The organism is Saccharothrix sp. NBAS 001 (genome assembly GCF_056640475.1).
Genome location: NZ_CM153251.1, coordinates 8,672,772 through 8,692,689 on the forward strand (window position 1 = coordinate 8,672,772; position 19,918 = coordinate 8,692,689).

The following is a 19,918-nucleotide window of genomic DNA, read 5'->3' on the forward strand; positions in this document are numbered from 1 at the left end:
TCAGCCCTGCACGTGGCGTAGGCGGATCTCGTAGGACACGTGACCGAAGCGGGGCTCGAACCGGTCGGGTTCGCCGTCGACTTCGAGCACCAGGCCGCGCCACTCGATGCGCTGGCGGGCGGTGACGGGTTCGATACTGAACAGCCGCCACGCGGTCACCACCGGGTGGCGGCCGGGTTCGGCGGTCTCGTTCGACCCGGCGGGTTGCAGGTTGCCCCAGGCCACCCGGCGGGCGGCGTCGGGGCCGTAGTCGAGGTCCGGGGTGGGGTTGTCGTAGGCGTCGGTGACGGGGTTCGGGGTGACTATCAGGAAGCGGTGCGGCAGTTGCAACGGGGGCTCCGGGTAACCGGTGCGTCCGACCGGCCGACAACCACCGAGGGGACGCGATTCGGGGGGGACGCGATGGACGGACAGGACGCGAGAACGGGCCACGGCGGCGCGGTGACGCTGTTCGCGCTGGCCGGGTTGATGGGGGCCGGCGCGACGAACGCCGTGGTGGCGGTGGTCGAGGCGGTGACGTGGGCGTGGTGGGTGGCCGGCGGCTGCCTGCTCGTGGCGCTGCTGGTCGGTGTGGCGTGGCCGGACACGCGGGGTCAGGTCCAGATGGAGAATGCGCCACGCGGGGGCGCGGCGGACGGGCGCAGGAGGGCCAACTCGTCGTCGGTGAGGTAGAGCCCGCCGCCCTCGTGCGCCGCGACCCGTGAGTGCGCGCCCACGCTCTCGGACTTGTTGCCGTCCGGCGGGGAGGCCAGCGCGCGCAACACGGCCGTGGCGATCACACCGGGCGCGGTCGCGGGTGGCGGGGCCGACAGTTCCGGGACGCGGGCGCGGATGATCGCCGAGGCGTCGCCGATCAGCACCGCCGCGCGGGCCTGCTGCTCGGCGGTCAGCGGTACCTCGGTGCGCGCCTGGACATCGGCGACCGTCGCCAGCGGGACGGGCGTGGTCAGAGTGACCACCTCCCGCCGCAGGACGGGCACCGGCACCATCGGGTGTCGGTGCCGGGTGGTGGTGCGGGACACGCACGCCCGCACCACCACCGGTTCAGGACTGCGCCGGGTCCTTGGGCGGACGTCCGCCGGTCGCCCGGACGCCGAGTTCGGCAGGCAACCCGCGCAGGGCCTCGATCGTGGTCTTGTCGGTCACCTCGGCTTCGCCGTCCACGAACGTGACCCCAAGGTCGTGGACGACCAGTTCCCTGTAGTGGCTGCTGGTGAACCTCACGCACCACCGACCGTGGTCAGGCCGGTGATCTTGCCGTGGGAGATCTCCGGCCCGTACTCCAGGGAGATCTCTCCGTAGATCTGCGCCCGGTCGCTGGAACCGGTCTTCGCCAACGGTTCGGAGAACAGGAACCCCTGTCCCGGCTTCTCCATCAACACCGGGGCGCACTGGTCGAGGCTGACCACCTGCACCACGTCGGTGGGCATGTACCTGTTGAGCATGATCGACAATCGGCCGAAGTCGGTCTCGATCGTGCTCACGCTGACACCGCCGACGTTGCGGGTCTCCTCGCGGTAGTTCTTCTTCGTGACGAACTCGTTGGTCAACATGCGCTTCTGCCACGCGTTGCACATCAGCGTGGCCGTCTCGCTGATCTGGATACCGCCGTTCTCCCACACCTTCTGGAGCAGGTCGATCACCATCGCCTCGGTCAGTGGTTTCGGGGTGGCGTTGGTGATCACGTTGGTGCGGGTGGCCTCCAGGATGCCGCGCGTCTTGCGCACCGTGCTGTTGTCGGTGGGCTCCTGGTACTTGCCGACCAGGAACCCCAACTCGACGTCGCGGGCGATCTGCACAAGCGCCTGGCGGGTCTGCCAGTCCATCTCGTTGGGGACGGCGTTGGTGCCGCCGATGGCGGCGGCGTTGGGGTTGGCCGCGCCGGTCCCGGCGAACATGTTCTGGGTGGACTGGCGGGTGTAGGTCACGCCCACCGTCTCCTGGTGGATCTCCAGGACGTTGCGGTCCTGGCCGCGCACGCGGGTCTCGGCGGGCGGTGCGTCCGCGCCTTCGAGGCGCTGGCGGTTGGGGTCCGGCGGGCGCAGGTCGTACACGGTCCAGGTGTGGACCACGGCGTTCGCGCGCCGCCCGCCGGTCAGACCACCGATCGCGGACAGGAACGGGGTGTCCGTGGGCGTCAGGCCGAACAGTTCGCCGACGTAGTTGGGGCTGTTGTAGGTGTTCGCGATGGCTGCGACACCGGGCACGGATTCTCCTTGCGTGTCAGGGGGTTCGGGGTGCCGCCGCCGCGCGGGCCTGCTCGGCGAGGCGCTGGCTCTTCAGCGAGATGGCGGTGGCCCAGTCGCCGCGCGACTCCGCTTCGCGGATCTGCTCCGTGACGCCGGACGGCCCGCCCTGCCGTTGGCCCTGCGAAGGGTCCGGGGCGGGGCGACGCGGCCCGTCGACGCGCGCGAGGTGCGGACGCCGGGCGAGCACCGCGGCGAGGTCGGCTGTGATGGCGGTGGTGTCGACCGTGCCGTCCTGTGAAAGGTAGCGGTCGCGCTCGTCCAGGTAGCGGGGTGCGTCGGTCGGGTCGGCCCAGCCGGACGCGGTGGCGCGGATCTCCGCGTCCACCGCCGTGCGCCGCAGCGCGGCGAGCTGCGCTTCGGCGGCGGTGGCGCGTTCGGCGGCCTTCTCCGCTTCGGCCTCGATCTCGTCCAGCCGGGTGGCCTTGGTCTTGTGCTCCCGCGCGGTCTGCTCCGCGCGGGTCAGCCTGGTGCGGGTCTCCTCGTACAGCGCCCGGTAGTCGGGCTCGGAGTCCTGCCCGGTGCCCTCGGCCGGTGGGGTCGGGGCGGACGGTTCCGGGGCCGGTGGGGCGGCTGAGGGCGGCTGTGCGGGTGGTTCCGGGGCGGGTGGGGTGGTCGGGTTGTCGGACAGGGCGGAAACCCCCTTTCGTGTGACGTGCACAGATGGGCGGAAGTGGGAAGATCCGGGCGTGAAGAACCGGCCGGTGCGAACCCTCGCTGTCGCGGCGCTGCTCGCGACCTCGGCGGGTGCCCAGGTGATGGCCGGTGTGGACGGGGAGATGACCGCGTGGTTGGTGGCCTGGTTGGCGGGAACGGTCGTCGCCGCAGGAGCCGCCGGGATGCTGACGGGCGCTCCTGTTGCTTCAAAAAAACGCTCCCCGCGCGAGCAGGGATGGACGGTACGTAGCCGTCTCCGACTGCTGAAACAGTGTTGATACAAACGTCTTAACTCTGATTCAGACGGTTAGCGGAGATAGCCGAAGCGGCGTAGCTGCCGGATCAGCTCCTCTTGGTTCTCGCCTACGGCGTTGACGAGCTGGGCGGCGGTCGGCCTGGGTACCTGGGAGCGCTGGTATCGGCCGCCGTTTTTGGCCAGTGCGCCGAGTTGGCGTCCGATGCCGCGTGTGGTGGTCGCCTCGCGGGTGAATTCGTGACCGCCGGCCACGTACACCTGACCCCGGCGGCGGGCGTTGACCACGCGGCCGATGTCGGCACCGGCCCGGATCGCGGCGGCTTCACCCTTGCCGAACGCCTTGTCCTGCTGGGCCGGTGTCATCGAGCCGAACAGGGCGTGCGGGGATCGGCTGGTGCCGCCCTGGTGCCACTGCTCGGAGGTGACCGGGCGCATCGAGCAGTCGCAGCGCGGGTGTCGCAGGAACCCGCTCGTGTACCGGTACAACCGGCCGGAGAGCAGGATGCAGCGTCCGCACGCGGGCAGGGTCACCACCCGTTCGTAGCCGGCGATGTCGGGTTCGACCACGGACCCGACGTGCAGCGCGAGGCGGGCGGTGTCGTTGGTCTCGGTGGACACGTAGGTCAGCAGCCTGGCCAGGCCGAGGGCGCGGGCGTCGGTCTCGGGCAGGTCGGCGGCGCGGGCGCGGCGGTAGTAGCCGAACGCGAAGTCCATCAGCGCGTCGAGCACCAGGCCGTTGGCGGCCAGACCCACGAACGCCGAGCCGACCAGCAGCGCGAGCGGAGCCGACACCGCCCCCGCGGCGAGCAGCGCGCCCGCGATGTAGAGCGGCGCCAGCGAGGCGGACTCCTGCTGCGCCTCCCGCACCGCCGTGACGACCTGCGGCCGGACCTCCTGCACCCACGAGGCGGACGGGTCGCGCGGATCGAGCCGGGACCAGGCGTACTGGACCTGGTCGACGGCGGTGCGGACGATGCGCTGCTGTGCCCGGTAGTAGTCGGAATCGGTGGCGTGGGGCGTTGCCGCTGGAGCGGTCACCAGGCGGTCACCTCCCGGCGAGCGCGGGTTCCCGGAACTGCACCGCCAACGGCGGTATCGCCGCTTCCGGGCCCAGTCGGACCGGGCCGCGTCGGCGCGGCGCGGGCACCGGCCCGCACTCCGGCTCGTCCTCCGGGGGGTCGTCTGCCGATTCGTGCGGGACGGGCGGCGGTTTGGGGCCGAAGTCCTCGGCCTGGTCGCCGACGGCGCGCGAGTACGCCTCGGCGTCCTCGGTCTCCATCTCCCGAATCTGGGTATCGGAGTAGCCCAGTGCGCGACGCGACGCGCGACGCGGCAGCAGCCGGTCCGCGCTGAACAGCTTCACCACACCGTCGGCCTGGGCGGCGAAAGTCGGCGTTGCCGCGTCGACCCACTGGGCTTCCATGCGCAGCGCCTCTTCCGGCACTCGTCCATCCCGCACCCGCAGCACGGTGCGCATGACCTCCTCCCACCCGTCCCCGAAAGACCGTTGGCGGCGTTCGGCGCGCTTGATGTGGCGGGACTCCGAGGAGCGGATGCCGTCCGCGCTGGCGGGGTTCTCCGTGCTGTAGCCGAGAAAGTGCGGCGGCAACCCGGTCAGGCTGGCGACCAACCGCGCCAGGGCGTTGAGGGTCGCGTGGAAGTTCGCGAGGTCGGCTTCGGGGAACTGCCCGACGCTGACCCCGTCGTCCTTCGGGCTCTTGGGCGAGGCCCACAGGACACCGGCCACCGCCTCCCACGGGGACAGCGGCCGACCCTGCGCGTCGACGAAGTCCTCTTTGTCGAAACCCAAGGCGTAACGCCTGGGCATCGCGTGGAACTCCGCGCTGATCATCATGTCCGTGGCGATCTTCGACGCGGCGTCCGACAGCGGCAGCACGGCCGCCAACTCGGAGCGCCCGAGCCGCGGCGGGGCGGTGCGGCGACGGCGGGTGCGCGGCCGGTTGACGATCGGCACCACCGGGACGTGGCCCATGCCGTGTTCGTCGCGGTCGTCCTCGGTCCAGGTGCCGCCGCCGTCCTCCGAGGAGTACCAGATGGTCTCGTTCGGCAGGTACAGCGTCGCCCACGCTTCGGTGATGCCGTCCTCGGCGTCGTCGGAGAACTGCCGCTTCAACGCCGCACGCACCTTGCGGGTGCGCGGGTCCAGGTCCACGTGGACGTCCAACGGCGACTCGACCGTGGCCAGCGGGGTGTTCGGCCGGTCCTCGTCGGTTCCGACGATCGCGAACGCACGACCCAGGGCCAAGGCGTCGACGTGGGCCTGTTCGGCGTGCAGGTCCAGGCGGTTGGCCTGCCAGATGCGCCACAGGTCGGCGTCGGCGGCCTGCTGACCACCGAGCCGGAACCCGGTCAGGTCCAGGCGCTCGTCAAGGCTGTCCACGACGAGCTGAGCCCAGTTGATCACCACTTGACGGACGCGGCCGTCCAGGCGGCGGATCAACTCCGGGTGCATGTAGGACAGGGACTGTTCGCCCTCGTAGTAGGAGTCCAGCAACTCCAGTTCGGGGAGCTGCGCGTTGTGCAGCCGCGCCAACCGCGCCACCCACTGGGCGGAAGTGAGGGTGCTCTTCGTGGAGATCACGGTCAGCCCATCACCACCATGCGACTCGACTTCATAGGCTTCGCGCCGCGCAGCTTCCAGCCACCCACGGCCATGGCGGCGGTGGGAACGGCGTCGATCCGGCGGCCGGTCTTGCCTCGTTCGGGTTTGTCGGGGCGGATGAGGTCGGGTTCGCCGGGCGGGTGGCGGACCTCCACGGAATCGAAGCACCACCGCGCGACGGGATTGCCGTGGTGGGACCAGCCGCGCGAGCGGGTCAGGGCCATGAGTTCGGTCATCCCGGCCGTCATGCCCTTGTAGGTCTGGGCGACCGGGAACATGGGCACACCCGTGCGCTTCTCCAGGCGTTGGCGGACCGGTTCGCCCGACCATTCGTCGTAGGAGATGTCCGCGACCCGAAGCAACGCGGTGTCGGCGACGATGTCCGCTTCCACCTTCTCGTAGTCGATGACCTCCCCGTCCGTGACAGTGATCCAGCCCTGCTCGACCCACCGTGACACGCGGCCCTCGGTGCGCTCGTCCAAGAAGCTCACCCCGGCCTCGGGCAGCCAGAACCGCCACAAGGCGCTGGGGTGGCCGTCGATGCCCTCCGGCACGATCAGGCACCAGGCGGTCAAGTCCAGCTTGGAAGCCAGGTCGAGGCCACCCCAGGCCGGTCGACGCGCCACGGCGTCACGGAGCTGCGCGGGCTCGTCGCGGGAGCTTCCGGCGCACGCCGCGTAGAGGTGCATCGGCATCCACCGCGACGCCTGGTTGACCCACTGGTTCAGCCGGAACTGCCGGAACGCGTTCTCCTTGAGCGGGTCGTTGCGGGCTTCGAGGGCTTCTTCCCGCAGCGCGGCCAGCGACAGGAAGTCGCCCAACGCCGGGTTGGCGAAGTACCAGTTGGCCTCGTCCCACGGGTCGGCGTCGGCCGGAGTGTTGCGCAGGTAGACGAACCGGTGCGGTGCCCGCGCCGGGTCCTCGGCGATCTTCACGAACTCGTCGTGCTCGCCCTTGGCGAAGCTGGCCGGGTCGTTGCCCGCGGTCGTGGCCGCGATCAGCAGCGGCTCCAGCCGCGTGCCCATACCGGTGCGCATCGCGTTCCAGAAGTCGCCGGACGGCTGGGTCAAAACCTCGTCGAAGATCACGCACGAGGGGTTGGAACCCAGGTTGCCCAGCGCGTCGGCGGGCACCACGGCGTAGACGGAGTTAGTCTTCTCGTCCACGATGCGCGCCGAGTGCTCGATGACCCGCAGCCGCCTGGACAGCACTGGCGACAACCGGACCATGCGCGCGGCGACGTTGAACACCAACTTGGCCTGGTCGGTGTCGCGGGCACAGCCGTAGACCTCGGCCGACTCGACGCCGTCCCCGACCAGCAGGTACAGCGCGACGAACGCCAGCAGTTCGGACTTGCCGTTCTTGCGGGCGAGTTCCACCCACGCGATCCGGAACCGGCGGACGTAGCGGAGGGCTTCGTCGTCCCAGCGGACCTCGCCGAACAGCGGCCGGACGATGTCGTCGCGCTGCCAGTCGGCGAGGATGAACGGCGTGCGCGCCCATCGGTCCTTGGTGTGCACACAGATTTCCTCGGCGAACGCCTGGGCGTGATCCGCCCGAGACGCACAGAAGTGCTCGCCGCGCTTGCGGCAGGTGTGGCCGTCGAAGGTGCGCCCGCACACCGGCAACCGCGCCCCGCGAGTGGGTTTGGTGGTTGTTCGGGGCGTAGCGGTGCCGGTGCGCGAGCGAGTCTGGGTGCGCTGCGGGTTGGCGCGGGGCTTAGCTGAGGAGGCGGCCCGGTCCGCCTTGGTGGTCCTGGTCGCCGCCCACCTCCACCTTGATGGACTGGCGGTCCGACGGTGTCAGGCCGAAGCGGGCGGCGTAGGTCAGGAACGTGCGCTCGGCCTCGGCCTGCACCTGCAATGCCGGGTTCTTCGTCAGGCCGGAACCGCCCTGCACCAACAGGGCCGAGCCGTTCACCAGCGCGGTGGCATTGCGGTAGCGGTTCAACGCCTCACACAGCACGAGGAACGCGTCAACGTCCCAGGCCGTGAGGACTCCACGCGTCTCCAGGCTCGGCGCGAGCCGTGCCCAGGTCTCGCGGGCACCGTCGGAGGCCCAGTCCGGACAGGTGATCTCCTGTGTCGGCGGCACCGGCTCCCGGTCGTTGATCCGGTCGGCCCGGTCACCATGCAGGACGCGCAGTGTGGTCGGCTTGGCAGCCGGACCGCGCTTGCCCAGCTCGACCACCCCCCGGATGTTCTTGGGCGGTCCGCCCTGCCAGCACGATTGGGTGACGCTGTGGCGCGTGGCGGCAACGTCGTGACGGGAACCGACGACGGGCGAACAGGGCAGACGCAATCGGGCCGGTTGTCCACAGGCAGCGTGTCCGTCCACAGGCGCGCGTTCGCCCGCTGGGTCGCGAGTGATCACCCGATATAGTCAGCGCGGATCACCGCTCCTCAACGGTCCCGGCCTTGTGCGCACGGGTCGGGAAGCAGTCCCGGCCCAGCCCACGCGAGTGGGCAGCCGAAGGAGGAACTGGTGGTCCGACGAAAAAAGCGGAAGGACAAGCGCCGTAGACGGCGCGACGGACGACAACCCGACCGGAGTGGCCACTCCAACCGGGCCGTCGTCGTCCTCCGTGTCCTGGGCCTCGTCACGCTCCTGGTAAGGACGATCAGCGACGTGTGGTCCAGGTGAACGGGTCGGGTGACGCACCGGATGGCGCGTCATCCGCCCTTCGCCTAGAACGGCGTCTGAACTGCTTCAACGCCGTCCACTAGCGGCTCCATATGTACATATGAAGCAGATAAACTGTAGCGCAGATCTACAGTTTGGGTTCAACGCCGGATACCCAAACTCAGGAACCGCCGCTGCGGCCACGCGACGGGCTTGCCGCGCGCCGAGACAGCGCGCGGCGGGCACCGGCGACAAGTCGTCCGAGTCGGCCTCGCATGATCGTTTAGTCCTCCTCTCCGGTGTCGGGGTCGGGTAGGTCGACGCCGAGGATCGACGCGGCGGCGCGGCCGTCGAGGTACTTGTCCCCGATGTGGAACAGCCGCGCGGCGTACAGGAAGGCGTCTTTCTCCTCACGGGTCTTGAAGCACAGGACGAACCAGTACTCCGAGTCCGTGGCCAGGCGGAACCGTTCGTCCTCGCGCCTGGTGCGTTCGCGGAACCCGATGGCCAGCGCGTCCAGCTCCGCGGCCGAGTCGGTGGCGAGGTCGCCGGTGTACTCCACATCGGACAGCGGGTCGGGTTCGGGTTCGGCGTTGAGCTGGGCCAACAGGTCGGTGTTCGAGGTCGGGCCGCCGATGGCGGCGGTGGCCTGGAGTTGGGCCAGGAGGTCGACGTTGGGGTCAGCGGGCGAGGTCACGGCGGAACACCTCCAGGTCGGCCAGCGGGAACCAGTCGAGGATGCGGGCATAGTCGTCGGGGGCGTGACGCCGGATCGGGTCGAGGAACCGGAAGTCCAGTCCGTCGACGCTGCGGCCGAACCACTCGTAGTCCACGGGCAGCGGGCAGTTGTACCGCGCCAGGGCGTCGCGGACGTCGGCGATGCGCCAGTCCCACACGATCGACACCTTGCGCAGGTGTTCGCGCTTCGGTCCGTGGGTGACCGTCGCCATCCGGCGATTGGGGCTGTCGGCGGCGCGGACGCCGTCGGCGTTCCAGGCCGCAGGCAGGTCGAGGTCCGCGCGGATGAGGTCGGCCAGTTCCTCATACGTGGGCTCGGGGAGCTGGGCGGACTCGATGACCGCCGCGCGTTCGGGCGACTGGAACACCAGCGCGTTGAGCCAGCGGAACAGCGAGGGGTGCGGCAGGTTCAGGATCGGCGTGCCGAAGAAGTCCTCGAAGAACCTCAAAGAATCGTCCACGAACCGCAGACCGGGTACCTGGTACAGGTGGTAGGGGACGACCTCGATCCCGGCTTCCCGCATCGCCAGCCACGCGGCCAACGAGTCCTTGCCGCGCGAGAACCCGAGCAAAACCGGTTTCCCCTCGGCGGCGAGTTCGGCGCGGATCTGGTCGGACGGGGTGATCCCCTCGATGGTGATCGGTACGGCGCACCTCCGGTGGTCGTGATGCGTGGCGCATCGGTGATGCACGCTGCATCACCGGGCGGTTGGGTTCAGGCGTGCGTGTCGCGGGCGAGCATCCGGCTCACCGTGGACTGCGCGACCTGGGCGTGAGGCGCGATCTCGTGTTGGGTCGCGCCCAGCTCGTAGGCTTGGCGCACAAGGGATTCGTGCTCGTCCATCCAGGCGTGGACCTGGTTGGCGGCGAGTGCCAAGCGGTCGAGGATCGCGGCCAGTTCGCGCCCGGCTTCGCTGTCCTCGGCAACGGGTCGGCGGACGTGGGAGCGGCGGTCTCGGAAACCTGACCGGACGGAACCGGGCCTCAGTGGCTTGTGGGCCTCCGCGTGGTTCAAGGGTCACCCCCTGGGGTGGCGCGGCCCGTTACACGGCGAGCGCGGCCGGGCGGCTCACGGGCTGTTCCAACCTCCTCGGGTCCGGCGGTCACGGGCGGTGATCCGGGCATGGCACGGCCCACACAGCCCCCTGCCCCGGTCCGGGTGGTCGGGGTCCAGGCCAGCGGCCACCAGCTCGCGCCGCGTCAGCGGCCAGTGGTCGGCCACGGTGGACGGAGAGCTACAGCCGGTGCCCGGATGGTCGGGGCAGTCGGTGAGGTCGCAGCGGCACACCCGGTCACCGGGGCGGGAGAGCACTCCGGGACGGAAGCGGGACCGGTGCCCGGCGGTGTAACCGCGCTGGGCGCTGGTGCCGTGGGCACGGCGGGACCGGGTGCGGCAGTCGGGGCACATGCCCCCGGTGCCGGTGCGGTTCGGACAACCGGGGCGGGTGCAGGGGCGGGAGGCACGGGCGGGCAGCGCGTCCACCCCCGAGCACGGGACTGCCCCCGGCGGGAAGCCGGGGGCAGTCGGGTTGTCGGGCCGGTGTGGCGGTCTACAAACCCTCGGACAGCAGGGTCAGAGCCGTCTGTGCGGTGTTCAGGCTCTCCCGGGAGGGGAACAGCACGGACATGGCCCGGTCCTGCACGCCCCGGTCACCGGGCACCTTCGGCGGGTTCATGTGCTGCACCCAGCACAACACGGCGACCAGGGCCGACCACCGGGTGTTCTTGATCTTCTCGGTGAGGTCGACCTCACCCCGGAAGATCTTGCCCACCACGCTGGACCGGACCGCGTACCGCTGCTGCCTGGTCGGGCCGTCGTTCGGCGGGACCGGCTTGTCCTTGAGCACCGCGTCGGCGAACTTCTCGAAGTCCTTGACGGTCATCTTCCGGCGGTAGAGCTTGGAGGCCAGCTCGCCGAACTCCTCCGCGAACCGGTTGACCAGGTCCAGGGCTTCACTGGCCTCGGTGGTGCGCGCGTCGGCGTCGTTGTCCGGGGTCAGCTCCACCCGGTCGGGAAGGTCGGGCAGGGTCACCGGGATCACCGTCTGGGTGGCGGTGTGTACGGGCATCACCCGGACCACGGACCCCCGGCCGGACACCAGGGAGTTGACCAGGACAGCCCTCATCTCCACCGCGTCCACCTTGCCCACGGACACCATGTCCGGCACCCGCACACTGGCGAACGAACCCGTACCCTCCCACAGCGGGCCGGCCGGTCCGGTCTTGCCCCCGGTGGCCTTCATGACCTCCGCGAGGATCGCCGCCCTGGTCTCGATCGGGACCGGGTTGGCCTCCCGGGTGGTGTGCCCGATGTGCACGAACCCCACCTCGGCGGACGGGTCCACCTTGACCAGGGACCACACCCCCGGTGCCTCTACCGGCACGGTGGAGTGGTCGGCGTCCACCAGCCCGGTGTCATTGGGCAGCTCGGCCAGCATGAGGCAGCCGGCCTTGTGCTTCCCGCCCACCGGCTGGTCGCACTCGGTGCACCGGCCGGACGGCACGAGAGCGGCCATCGGCTGGCGGGTGACGTTCCACCCGGAAAGTCCGGCCTTCTTCAGCAGCTCGTTCACCGACCGCGAGCCGTTGACCGCCGTCGCCAGCCGCGCCCACGAGTCCCGGTCGGGCCGGATCTGGGCCGGTTCCACCATCTTCGGCTTGGCGGGCGTGGTCGGTCCGGCCTTGGCCTCCCCCTCGGCGGGAACGGGCTTGTCCTCTGCCTTGGCGGGCTTGGCCGGTGCCTTGGCGGGTGAGGGCTTGGCGGGCTTGGCCGGTGCCTTGGCGGGTGAGGGCTTGGCGGGCTTGGCCGGTGCCTTGGCGGGTGAGGGCTTGGCGGGCTTGGCCGGTGCCTTGGCGGGTGAGGGCTTGGCGGGCTTGGCCGGTGCCTTGGCGGGCTTGGCCTCACCTTCCTGTGCGGGCTTGTCCTCTGCCTTGACCGGAGCGGGCTTGGCGGGAGCTGCCTTGATCGGAGCGGGCTTGGCGGGAGCTGCCTCGGCGGGTGCGGGCTTGGGGGGTTCCTGCTGTGCCTCCACCGGGGCGGGGGCAACGGCAGGGGTCTGCGGTTCAGTCATGGGATTCCCCTAGAAACGGCCAGCACTCATCACGGGTGCTTGGCGGTCGGGTTTTGGTGACACCCCAGACATTACCTGCGGGACAACCCCTTTCAAGCCTGGTCGGGAATCTCCGGACAAAGTGACGACGAATGGCCCAGCGCCTTCACGGATGATCTTCGTCGTGGTCGCCCGGGAATGGAAAAGGGGCCGCGAACGGTGTCCGCGACCCCTCCTGTTCTCGTCGGATCTAGCGTCACCAAAACCCGATGGGAACGCCACTCATCCTGCCGCACGCCGCGCCGGCCTGTCGACCCGTCGTCTTGGCCTGCGGATACGGCGACAGTCGGCGCGGGCCGTGGCCACGACCGGCACGTCGCACGCTGTGCGGGCGCCTTTCTCGGGGCGATTTCGCGGGTCAGGGGAGGAATCCTGCTCCATTTGGGTGGTCTTTTCCGGTTGCATTGTCCGGCAATGGGTCATCTGTCATTGTGCGGAAATGGTCCTGTCCTGGTGCGGCAACACCACGGACAAAGGGCGATGAGAAACGGAGCAAACGAATGGCGATCGAACTCGATTGGCGTGAATCTTTTATCGAGCGTATTCCGGCGTGGCGTGTGTACGGCGAGCGGTACTCGCGGACTGCGGGCATCGGGCGCACGACGGAGTTGGCCCGGCGCATCGTGCTGGACCTGGAGTTGGAGTACGGGGTGGCGCACGAGCCGCTGGACCCGGACCGGCCGTTCGGCATCACCGCGTGGGTCTACCGGACCCGGCGCGGCGAGTGCATCGACTTCGAGGTCTACGGCATGGCCGACAACCACCTGCGCGACGTCCGGTGGTGCGCGCGGCTGCGCGCCGAGCTGGAACACCTGGTGTCGCAGTACAACTGGGGCGACCCCGACGACCCGGCGGACCGCCGGTTCGGCGGCGGCGCGGTCTTCCTGTGCACCGAGGCGCAGGAGCGCGCCCGCGGAGGCCGGTCGGGGCGGGTGCGGTTCTACCGGCGCTGGCTGGGCCGGCTGCTGGGGCGGCGGTTCCGGCCGTACCTGCCCGTGGCCTGCGACTGATCGACCCCTGGATACGACCGCGCCCCTGGTCGAACGGTGCAGCAACACCATCCCAGGGGCGTGGCCGTCGGAACCTGAGAAAGGACAAACGTGAGTCCCGACGAGCCGCAGAGTAGCAATCCCGACGAAGGCGCGGTGTTCCTCACCCACGGCGTGCTGGAGATCGCCCGAGACCAGTTCGTCCGCGCGGTGACCAGGCTGGCCACGCGGCCCAGCCCGCAGGCCGAGGCCATGCGCAAGGTGCTGGCCGAGGAGGCCGCCGAGGTCCGCGCGCTGCACGCGCTGTCGGTGGGCTACGGCTGGAGTGACGCGATCGACCGCGTCACCACCCCCGAAGCACTCGCCCGTGCCCGCGAACGCGGGCACGTCGGCACCGACCTGGACACCGGGTGCCCGGTACTCACCGGCAGGGGTCAGCGCGCCCTGTCGAGGTGGCGGGACTTCGTCTCGCCGCTGCGCGAACTGCCCGAGTACGCGCCGATGTGGCAGCACGTCCACGGGTTGGACGGCTGAGGTTTGCCCACCGCCGCCCGGTGCAGCAACACCGGGCGGCACGTTGAGAAAGGCACGACACGATGACCGATCCGATCAGCCCCGCCCACGAGCACGACGGGCACGACGACCGCGAGTTGCACGCGGAGTTCCTGTTGCTGCGGCCGCACGGTTGCCGCTTCCTGCGCCTGCGCGAAGGGCTTGGGGAGCACGTCACCGCCGAGCACTCCGACCTGGTCGACTACGACGACGTGTGCACGTCGGAGTGGACCTCGGACCTGGTTGAGTTGCCGGTGCGCTACTCCGACACCCAAGGCAGCGACCTCGACGTGGTCAACCAGCAGTACCTGATCGGCGAGTTCGACGCGCGGGTGTTCGTCCACCTGCACAACGCCCGTGACGGCGCGCGGGGCATCGCCCTGCCGGTGTGCCGGCCGCTGCCCGGCGATGACGCCGACAACAGCGCCCTGCACCGCCTGATCAAGGAGGTGGAGCGGCTGCGCGAGGTCGGGTTGCTCGACGAGGACCGGCACGCCAGCTACATCGACACCCTGGCCCACAACGCCTGGCGGTCGCACCTGCGCGCCGAGGTGATCACGGCCCTGCGCGCCCTGGCTCCCAGCCGGGAGGAGCACCACGAAGTGCTGCTCGTCGGAGCCGAGGCGGACGACCCGATCGGCGCGGCCTACTTCGCGTTCGAGCGCAACGAGTGGACGGCCGTGACGCCGTTCCGGGTGCGCAACGGCCGGCACGACGACGCGGTCCTGCACGTGGCGACGACCCTGTTCCAGTGGGAGGTCTGATCATGGCGAAGCTCGACGTGGACGAGGTGGACCTGCCGCCGTTGCCGGTGCAGCACGTGGACTTCCAGGACGGCTACGAGTGGCGCGACGCGATGCGGGAGGCCGGGTGGAACGTGCCCGGCCTGTGGGGTCAGGGCTGGAACCTGGGCCGGTGGCCGCTGACGGTGCTGGCGCTGCTGGACCGGCCCCGGTCCGAGGTCTGGGCCTACGCCACCTACACCGAGGGTGACGTGGAGGTGCACGCGTTCGACAGCGAGCACGAGCGCGACCACGCGGCGACGGAGGAGGCGGTGTTCTGGTGGCGCAACGGGGACGCGGACGGCCCGGACGACCTGCCCGACGCCGGCTGGTTGCCACACCACTTCGGCCCGTTCGCGGGGTTCTGACCGCGACACGTTGACGGGGTGATGTGAGGGGGCCGGTGACCACCGGCCCCCTCCTGCATGTCCGGCCCCGGAGAACGGCTCTCAGGGCCAGACAGCGGCTCTCACGGCGGTACGGGCCACGGGCGGAACGGCACGGGGCCGGATGCCCACGGCATCCGGCCCCGGTCCTGTCTGTGGCTACCGGTCAGTCGCGGTACCTACAGGCGCACGGCTGATCCTCCGCCATCGTCACCTTGCCGGTTTCTGACATGGCCTCGGACAGCTCGTAGTCGAGCAACATCACGCCGCAGAACGTGAAACGACGATTCAGATCGTCGCCGGGGTCAATCCAGTTGAACTGGTTCACGGCGGCCGTGAACGACGCCGTCGCCCAGGCGACCTCGTAGGCGTCTGGCTCGTCCTTGCTGAGCGCGCCGCCGACCAGCAGCGTGACGTGGTTGCGGTAGTGGTAACGGACCTCGAACCGGCATTCCACCGCGATCCCCAGCACGGCGTCCAGCATGAGTTCGGCCAGATCGGCGATGGTCGCCACGCTGACGGTGTCGAGGCACCGGGAACCAAACAGTCGGGTGTCAAGGCCGGTCACCTTGATCTCCGTACTGGGGTATTTGAGAGTGGTCATGAGTTCCGGGTGTCCTTTCAGTGGTGGTTCCGGAGCCCTGGTGTTGCTGCACCGGGCTTCCGGTCCTGCCCCCTCATAATCCCCTATTCGGAGAGTTTGAGGCAACTGAGAGAACCGTGTTTGGGAAATAAACTACCGCCCATTTTTGCCGGTTTTCCGGACCTGCGGAAACGAGGTGCGCGATCGGAACGGCGAAGGGATCGGGGGCCGCGCGGACCGGGGCGGCGGCCGTCTCAGTCCACGTGACCCGGACTTGCCTGGACGACGTGCCGGAACGAGGATCGAACACATGTTCGGCGATCCCGTGGAGCTGCCCCCGGCGCTCGGTCGTGCCTTCGACCCCGCGCGGCCGGTGTGGGTGGACCTGTCGCAGATCCACAAGCCGGGCGCGCACACGATCGAAGGCGGCGTCTCGCCGATCGTGCGTCACCGCGGGCTCGTGCTCGACGGCACGGTGACCGGCGGCCTCCACGCGTGGGTGCGGACCGTGGGAGGCGCGTGGCTGGCCCTGGTGTCCTTCGAGGTGTCCTGGGCCGGATTCGGCGTGATCGCCGTGCGGCAGTTGGTCCCCGGCGGGGCGATCTCAAAGCGGAGGCAGGGGGAGAGCGAACCGCCGTTCTGAGCATGGAGGGCGGAGCCCCCGCGATCGAGGGGGTGCGATCGCGGGGGCTCGACGCCCGGTCTGTGGGCGCCGTCGACGCCCGGAGATGCCGAAAGACCCGCCGCGCGGCGAGGCGGGCGGGTCTTCGACGGGGAACTTTCGGGCACACGTGTACCCAGTTCGACCATCATGCGTGCTGAAACCATTGAAGGTCAACCGCGATCGTGCTCACGACGACGTGATGCCGGTCACGCCAAGGTCTCGCGCCGGAGCTGGTCGTCCAGGGTCTGGGCGAGCTGTGCCCAGACGTCCAGGGGCCAGCGCTGCCCGCACCCATCGCACACGGCTTCCACCTGTTCGGGGTCGATGCTCAACGCCGGTCGGCGCAGGAAGTCGCCCTCGTCGTCGGACCACACCTGCACCGTGGCGACCCCGCAGGCCGGGCACGCGCGCCCGCGCAACGGGTAGCGGGGGACCGGGTCCAGCAGCAGCCGCGCGGAGCGCACCCAACCGGTCGCGAGGTCGGCCGCCCACAGCACGTAGTCCGGTGCGGTGTGCTGCCAGTCCTCGGCGTGCTCCCCCCAGGTCCGCACGATCTCCAGCAGGCCGCCGGCGCGGTAGGGGTGGCGGTGGCCCACGCACACGCGGCGGACCTCGCGGCGGACCTCGGCCAGCAGCTCCAGCGCGCCCAGACTCGCCGGGGGCCGGCTGCCGAGCTTGCCGGTCGCACCCGCGCGCTTGCTGCCCGGCGTCACGGCCTCGTGGACCTGGACGAGCAGCGGCAGGACCTCGGCCACCTCCTGGTCGTCGTCTTGGCGGTGCAGCACGTACAGGCCGGGCATGACCAACTGGTCGACCGCGACTTCCCACGCCAAGCGGGCGGCGGCGGCCTGGTCGCGCGTCGGCGGGGCGGCCAGCTCCTCCTGGTCGGGGTTGTCCCCGTTGTGGACGAACCTGGGTACAACCCCGTCGTAGGCGAAGCGGCGAGGGGCGTCGTCGTGGTTGAGGGCGGCGGTCATACGGAGACTCCTTGCGGCGCGGACGAGTTCGAGCCGCTGCGTGTGGTCGTGCCCGCAGCCTGGTCGGCGCGGGCCCTGGCGAGGCGGGAGGGGTGCATCCGGGTCGTCGGGTCGCGCTGTTCGCGCTTGCCGGAGCGGGTGCGCACGAGCGGCCGGCACACCTGGCCGTTCTGGGCGCGGCAGAACGGGCACACGACCGTCCCGGCGAGATCGGTGTCCGGGTGGCGCTGCCAGCCCATCGCGTCGTAGACGGCGCGGATGCCGCGCTGTCCGGCGGCGGCGAACCGCGCCCGGTCCCGCGTCAGGTCGGACGGGGTGCGGGGCACCGGCGTGCGGACCGAACCCGTCGTGCCGTCCGGCGGGGCGGACGCGGCGAGCGTCGCCACCTCGGCCGGGGTGGTGTGGCGGACCCGCTGCGGGTTGATCGAGGCCAGCGCGGCGTGGCACTGCGCGGCGGTGAAGACGCGCAGTTCCCGCCACCAGGCGGTCACCACGTCCTCGGCGATCGGGTGGCCTTCCCCCGCGATGCGGTAGTGCCATAGCAGCGCGCGGACCTCCGAGCGGGTCAGGGCGGGCCGGGTGGTCACGCGGCCACCTCCGCCACGTCCCCGGAGGTGTTCCCGTCCTCGGCGTCCTTGGCTGTGCCGGTGCCGACCGTCGCGGCCAACGCCTGGTCGAGGAGCCGTTGCAGGGTGGCGGCGTCGGCGTGCGCGGGCAGCTCACCGCGTACCGCCAGGCCGAGCGGCGAGCGGTCGTCCTCGGCCACCGCGTCGGCGCGGATCTGCTCGAACGTCTGCGCCGTGGCCAACTCGCGGGCCAACGCCCGCCTGCGGGACTCGGGGTCGCCGGGCACCCGGCGGGCACGCATCAGCTCGCCCACCAACTCGGGCAGCCACGTCGGAGGCAGGCTCTTGCCCACCCAGACCCGCAGCCCCACCGCGATCACGGCGGGCTCGATGTCCTCCCTCAACAGGCCGATCACCTGCCCGCGCAGCAACTGCACCACCCGCTGGGGCTGGGCGGGGCAGTGCACCGTCACCAGCCGCTCGGCCTCCGCGCGCCGGGCCTGCCGCACCGAGCCCGACTCGGTCCCGGCGTCCTGGGCGTCCCTGCCCGCGGACTCCTCGCCGCGCGGGCGCGGGTGGGCGCCGGGGCGCGCGGGCGCAGGCGCGGGGTCACCCACTTTCTCGTCAACCGACGGAAGAACAGGTTCTCCGGTCTCCCGCTCCCTACTCCCTTCTCCCCCGTCCTTCGCCGAAGGGTTCGCGGAGGGGCTGCTGGCAGGGTTCTCCCCAAGGTTCGGCGCAAGGTCCGCCGTGGTGTCCGTGACCGGTTCCCGGCGGGGTGAGGGGCCGGTGGCCAGCTTCCGCGCCGTGCGGGTGTTCATCGCGGCCATCACCGACGCGGGCAGCTCCCGCACCCCGGCCTCCAGCTCGTCGGCCGCCACCAACGGGGCCGGGCCGGTCACCTCGACCGGCAGCCGGCGCAGCTCGCGGGCCAGCGCGGCGCGCAGGATCGGCGACACGATCTCGAACGCGGTCCTGAGCGCGGCGCGCAGCATGTTCGGCTGCTTCCACAGCTCGTCACGGCGGATGAAGCTGCGCACCAAAACTTCTTCGGTCTCCTGGTCGACCACGAGGAAGCGGGCCGCGTCCAACTCGGCCAGCGCCGACCGCACGGCCGACAGGTCCAGGTCCGGGTGCGACCGCGCCCAACGCTTGGCCGCGAGATCGAGTACCCCGGAGTAGGCCAGCTTGGGCTGCGAGAACAACTGGAGGTAGATCAGCTTGGCGACGGCTGACAGCTCGATGAAGTCCGGGTCGGTCCAGATGTGCACGTACAGACGGGCGTGATCACGCGCCACGGAAGGTCATCCCCCAACGAGTTTTCGGGCAGCTCGAACAGACCGCGCGTCGATGCGCGGCGATGGTGAGAGGTCAGGCGGTCGCGGCCCGGTCGGGCTCGGCGGCCTGGTGCTCGATGAGCACCGCGAGGTTCACTGCGTAGACCGGCATGAGCTTGCCGCCGTTGCCGCCCCGCGCGTCGGTCGAACGGACGTAGCGGCCGGTCCCCACGAGCAGCCCGGCGGCCAGCAGCCGGCGCACTGTCGCGCCGACCATCTGCGGCCGGACCCAGGATGGCAACGTGTCGCGCCACCGGTTCGCGTGCGTCTCCCGGAACGGGTCGCCCATCGCGTCGGTGACGATCACCCGGACCACGGCGGCCAGGTGCGCGGCGTTGCGCGGCTCTGCGGCAAGCAGCGCGGCGATCTGGTCCACCGTGCCGCCGTAGTCCAGCGGCAGACCGACCAGGTGCCGGGAGACCTCGGCGGTCAGCTCGCCGACCGTGCGGGGATCGCTGGTGCGGCTGCGGGTTCGGCCGGAGCCCTGGCGCTTGCTCACGGTGAGTCCACCAGCAGGAACGTCCGTACTTCGCTGATCTCCTCGCACCTGCGCGCGACCTCGGGGTGCAGCTCGCGCACCAGGCGGGTGCTCAGCGTGATCCGCAGGGCTGTGCGGTAGGTGACGGCGGGAACACCGTTGATCGTGCCGACCTCGATGTCACCGAGACGCTGTTTCACGGTGCGCTGCACGTCGGCGCGGAACTTCTTCAGCGCGTCGAGCTGGTCTTCGACCCAGCGCAGCAGATCGAGCTGCGCGGCCAGGTCGTCAAGCTCGGCCGACTCGGTATCGGGTGTGGTCGTGGTCTTGGACATGGGAAGCCGCCCTCCCC

Annotated in this window: 26 protein-coding genes; 7 read left to right on the forward strand and 19 right to left on the reverse strand. The window is 70.6% G+C overall.

The features are described from left to right. Complete coding sequence (locus AC0HI0_RS38645; RefSeq protein WP_480928413.1) at window positions 1–330, reverse strand: hypothetical protein; 330 nt, start codon at window positions 328–330, stop codon at window positions 1–3. Window positions 331–402: 72 nt separating this feature from the next. Between AC0HI0_RS38645 and AC0HI0_RS38650 the strand changes: the two genes are divergently transcribed. After that, window positions 403–672: a hypothetical protein gene (locus AC0HI0_RS38650; RefSeq protein WP_480928414.1), complete on the forward strand. Its 270-nt coding sequence runs from the start codon at window positions 403–405 to the stop codon at window positions 670–672. Here AC0HI0_RS38650 and AC0HI0_RS38655 read toward each other — a convergent pair. Genes AC0HI0_RS38655 through AC0HI0_RS38670 form a run of 4 tightly spaced genes read right to left on the reverse strand, consistent with a single transcriptional unit; the run spans window position 594 to window position 2,907 of the window. Then, a complete protein-coding gene (locus AC0HI0_RS38655; RefSeq protein WP_480928415.1) occupies window positions 594–1,022 on the reverse strand; it encodes a hypothetical protein in 429 nt (142 codons plus the stop codon). The two genes, AC0HI0_RS38650 and AC0HI0_RS38655, sit on opposite strands and share 79 nt — an antisense overlap. A 22-nt stretch (window positions 1,023–1,044) precedes the next feature. Continuing rightward, window positions 1,045–1,224, reverse strand: a complete 180-nt coding sequence (locus tag AC0HI0_RS38660) for a hypothetical protein (protein WP_480928416.1) — start codon at window positions 1,222–1,224, stop codon at window positions 1,045–1,047. After that, on the reverse strand, window positions 1,221–2,207 hold the full coding sequence (locus AC0HI0_RS38665) for an SU10 major capsid protein (protein ID WP_480928417.1): 987 nt from the start codon (window positions 2,205–2,207) through the stop codon (window positions 1,221–1,223). Before AC0HI0_RS38665 ends, AC0HI0_RS38660 begins: the two co-directional genes overlap by 4 nt. Before the next feature lie 16 nt (window positions 2,208–2,223). After that, on the reverse strand, window positions 2,224–2,907 hold the full coding sequence (locus AC0HI0_RS38670; protein ID WP_480928418.1) for a hypothetical protein: 684 nt from the start codon (window positions 2,905–2,907) through the stop codon (window positions 2,224–2,226). A 28-nt stretch (window positions 2,908–2,935) separates the two neighbouring features. Here AC0HI0_RS38670 and AC0HI0_RS38675 point away from each other — a divergent pair, with 28 nt between their 5' ends. Further along, window positions 2,936–3,181: a hypothetical protein gene (locus AC0HI0_RS38675; protein WP_480928419.1), complete on the forward strand. Its 246-nt coding sequence runs from the start codon at window positions 2,936–2,938 to the stop codon at window positions 3,179–3,181. A gap of 29 nt (window positions 3,182–3,210) precedes the next feature. On the opposite strand, the gene AC0HI0_RS38680 is transcribed toward AC0HI0_RS38675, so the two are convergent. From AC0HI0_RS38680 to AC0HI0_RS38715, 8 genes are all read right to left on the reverse strand, one after another. Continuing rightward, window positions 3,211–4,197, reverse strand: coding sequence for a hypothetical protein (locus tag AC0HI0_RS38680; protein ID WP_480928420.1), 987 nt, complete (start codon window positions 4,195–4,197; stop codon window positions 3,211–3,213). Between the two features lie 7 nt (window positions 4,198–4,204). After that, entirely contained in the window at window positions 4,205–5,761 is a 1,557-nt protein-coding gene (locus AC0HI0_RS38685) for a phage portal protein (RefSeq protein WP_480928421.1), read from the reverse strand. A 2-nt stretch (window positions 5,762–5,763) separates the two neighbouring features. Beyond that, window positions 5,764–7,302, reverse strand: coding sequence for a terminase large subunit (locus AC0HI0_RS38690; protein WP_480928422.1), 1,539 nt, complete (start codon window positions 7,300–7,302; stop codon window positions 5,764–5,766). Between the two features lie 199 nt (window positions 7,303–7,501). Continuing rightward, window positions 7,502–7,972 carry a phage terminase small subunit P27 family gene (locus AC0HI0_RS38695; RefSeq protein WP_480928423.1) on the reverse strand — a complete coding sequence of 157 codons (471 nt, stop codon included), beginning with the start codon at window positions 7,970–7,972 and terminating at the stop codon, window positions 7,502–7,504. A gap of 715 nt (window positions 7,973–8,687) precedes the next feature. Beyond that, window positions 8,688–9,101 carry a hypothetical protein gene (locus tag AC0HI0_RS38700; RefSeq protein ID WP_480928424.1) on the reverse strand — a complete coding sequence of 138 codons (414 nt, stop codon included), beginning with the start codon at window positions 9,099–9,101 and terminating at the stop codon, window positions 8,688–8,690. Beyond that, window positions 9,085–9,834 (reverse strand): adenine nucleotide alpha hydrolase family protein, encoded by a 750-nt coding sequence (locus tag AC0HI0_RS38705; RefSeq protein ID WP_480928425.1) that lies wholly within the window; start codon window positions 9,832–9,834, stop codon window positions 9,085–9,087. Before AC0HI0_RS38705 ends, AC0HI0_RS38700 begins: the two co-directional genes overlap by 17 nt. A 23-nt stretch (window positions 9,835–9,857) precedes the next feature. Further along, window positions 9,858–10,019: a hypothetical protein gene (locus AC0HI0_RS38710; protein ID WP_480928426.1), complete on the reverse strand. Its 162-nt coding sequence runs from the start codon at window positions 10,017–10,019 to the stop codon at window positions 9,858–9,860. Between the two features lie 673 nt (window positions 10,020–10,692). Then, entirely contained in the window at window positions 10,693–12,213 is a 1,521-nt protein-coding gene (locus AC0HI0_RS38715; protein ID WP_480928427.1) for a DUF932 domain-containing protein, read from the reverse strand. Window positions 12,214–12,809: 596 nt separating this feature from the next. Between AC0HI0_RS38715 and AC0HI0_RS38720 the strand changes: the two genes are divergently transcribed. The 4 genes from AC0HI0_RS38720 to AC0HI0_RS38735 all read left to right on the forward strand — a co-directional run bounded on the left by AC0HI0_RS38720 (window position 12,810) and on the right by AC0HI0_RS38735 (window position 14,943). Next, window positions 12,810–13,262, forward strand: coding sequence for a hypothetical protein (locus tag AC0HI0_RS38720; RefSeq protein ID WP_480928428.1), 453 nt, complete (start codon window positions 12,810–12,812; stop codon window positions 13,260–13,262). Window positions 13,263–13,352: 90 nt separating this feature from the next. Then, window positions 13,353–13,775, forward strand: a complete 423-nt coding sequence (locus tag AC0HI0_RS38725; RefSeq protein WP_480928429.1) for a hypothetical protein — start codon at window positions 13,353–13,355, stop codon at window positions 13,773–13,775. Window positions 13,776–13,837: 62 nt separating this feature from the next. After that, entirely contained in the window at window positions 13,838–14,557 is a 720-nt protein-coding gene (locus tag AC0HI0_RS38730) for a hypothetical protein (RefSeq protein ID WP_480928430.1), read from the forward strand. 2 nt (window positions 14,558–14,559) lie between these two features. Next, the gene (locus tag AC0HI0_RS38735) at window positions 14,560–14,943 is read left to right on the forward strand and encodes a hypothetical protein (RefSeq protein ID WP_480928431.1); all 384 of its coding nucleotides are present in this window, start codon (window positions 14,560–14,562) and stop codon (window positions 14,941–14,943) included. A gap of 184 nt (window positions 14,944–15,127) precedes the next feature. On the opposite strand, the gene AC0HI0_RS38740 is transcribed toward AC0HI0_RS38735, so the two are convergent. Further along, window positions 15,128–15,565 carry a hypothetical protein gene (locus AC0HI0_RS38740; protein WP_480928432.1) on the reverse strand — a complete coding sequence of 146 codons (438 nt, stop codon included), beginning with the start codon at window positions 15,563–15,565 and terminating at the stop codon, window positions 15,128–15,130. Window positions 15,566–15,854: 289 nt separating this feature from the next. Between AC0HI0_RS38740 and AC0HI0_RS38745 the strand changes: the two genes are divergently transcribed. After that, window positions 15,855–16,187: a hypothetical protein gene (locus AC0HI0_RS38745; RefSeq protein ID WP_480928433.1), complete on the forward strand. Its 333-nt coding sequence runs from the start codon at window positions 15,855–15,857 to the stop codon at window positions 16,185–16,187. Window positions 16,188–16,414: 227 nt separating this feature from the next. Here the strand turns inward: AC0HI0_RS38745 and AC0HI0_RS38750 are convergent, their stop codons facing one another. The 5 genes from AC0HI0_RS38750 to AC0HI0_RS38770 form a co-directional block, all read right to left on the reverse strand. After that, a complete protein-coding gene (locus tag AC0HI0_RS38750) occupies window positions 16,415–17,185 on the reverse strand; it encodes a DUF7341 domain-containing protein (protein ID WP_480928434.1) in 771 nt (256 codons plus the stop codon). After that, window positions 17,182–17,772, reverse strand: a complete 591-nt coding sequence (locus AC0HI0_RS38755; RefSeq protein WP_480928435.1) for a zinc finger domain-containing protein — start codon at window positions 17,770–17,772, stop codon at window positions 17,182–17,184. The genes AC0HI0_RS38750 and AC0HI0_RS38755 overlap by 4 nt, the downstream gene beginning before the upstream one ends. Beyond that, window positions 17,769–19,049: a hypothetical protein gene (locus AC0HI0_RS38760; RefSeq protein WP_480928436.1), complete on the reverse strand. Its 1,281-nt coding sequence runs from the start codon at window positions 19,047–19,049 to the stop codon at window positions 17,769–17,771. The genes AC0HI0_RS38755 and AC0HI0_RS38760 overlap by 4 nt, the downstream gene beginning before the upstream one ends. 73 nt (window positions 19,050–19,122) lie before the next feature. After that, window positions 19,123–19,587 carry a hypothetical protein gene (locus AC0HI0_RS38765; RefSeq protein WP_480928437.1) on the reverse strand — a complete coding sequence of 155 codons (465 nt, stop codon included), beginning with the start codon at window positions 19,585–19,587 and terminating at the stop codon, window positions 19,123–19,125. Further along, window positions 19,584–19,901 carry a hypothetical protein gene (locus tag AC0HI0_RS38770; protein ID WP_480928438.1) on the reverse strand — a complete coding sequence of 106 codons (318 nt, stop codon included), beginning with the start codon at window positions 19,899–19,901 and terminating at the stop codon, window positions 19,584–19,586. The genes AC0HI0_RS38765 and AC0HI0_RS38770 overlap by 4 nt, the downstream gene beginning before the upstream one ends. Between the last annotated feature and the right edge of the window lie 17 nt (window positions 19,902–19,918).

Bases quoted from the DNA above. Each gene is read 5' to 3' on its own strand.
- AC0HI0_RS38650 (WP_480928414.1), top strand. From the start codon at position 403: ATGGACGGACAGGACGCGAGAACGGGCCACGGCGGCGCGGTGACGCTG.
- AC0HI0_RS38715 (WP_480928427.1), bottom strand. From the start codon at position 12,213: ATGACTGAACCGCAGACCCCTGCCGTTGCCCCCGCCCCGGTGGAGGCA.
- AC0HI0_RS38730 (WP_480928430.1), top strand. From the start codon at position 13,838: ATGACCGATCCGATCAGCCCCGCCCACGAGCACGACGGGCACGACGAC.
- AC0HI0_RS38735 (WP_480928431.1), top strand. From the start codon at position 14,560: ATGGCGAAGCTCGACGTGGACGAGGTGGACCTGCCGCCGTTGCCGGTG.
- AC0HI0_RS38740 (WP_480928432.1), bottom strand. From the start codon at position 15,565: ATGACCACTCTCAAATACCCCAGTACGGAGATCAAGGTGACCGGCCTT.
- AC0HI0_RS38745 (WP_480928433.1), top strand. From the start codon at position 15,855: ATGTTCGGCGATCCCGTGGAGCTGCCCCCGGCGCTCGGTCGTGCCTTC.
- AC0HI0_RS38750 (WP_480928434.1), bottom strand. From the start codon at position 17,185: ATGACCGCCGCCCTCAACCACGACGACGCCCCTCGCCGCTTCGCCTAC.
- AC0HI0_RS38770 (WP_480928438.1), bottom strand. From the start codon at position 19,901: ATGTCCAAGACCACGACCACACCCGATACCGAGTCGGCCGAGCTTGAC.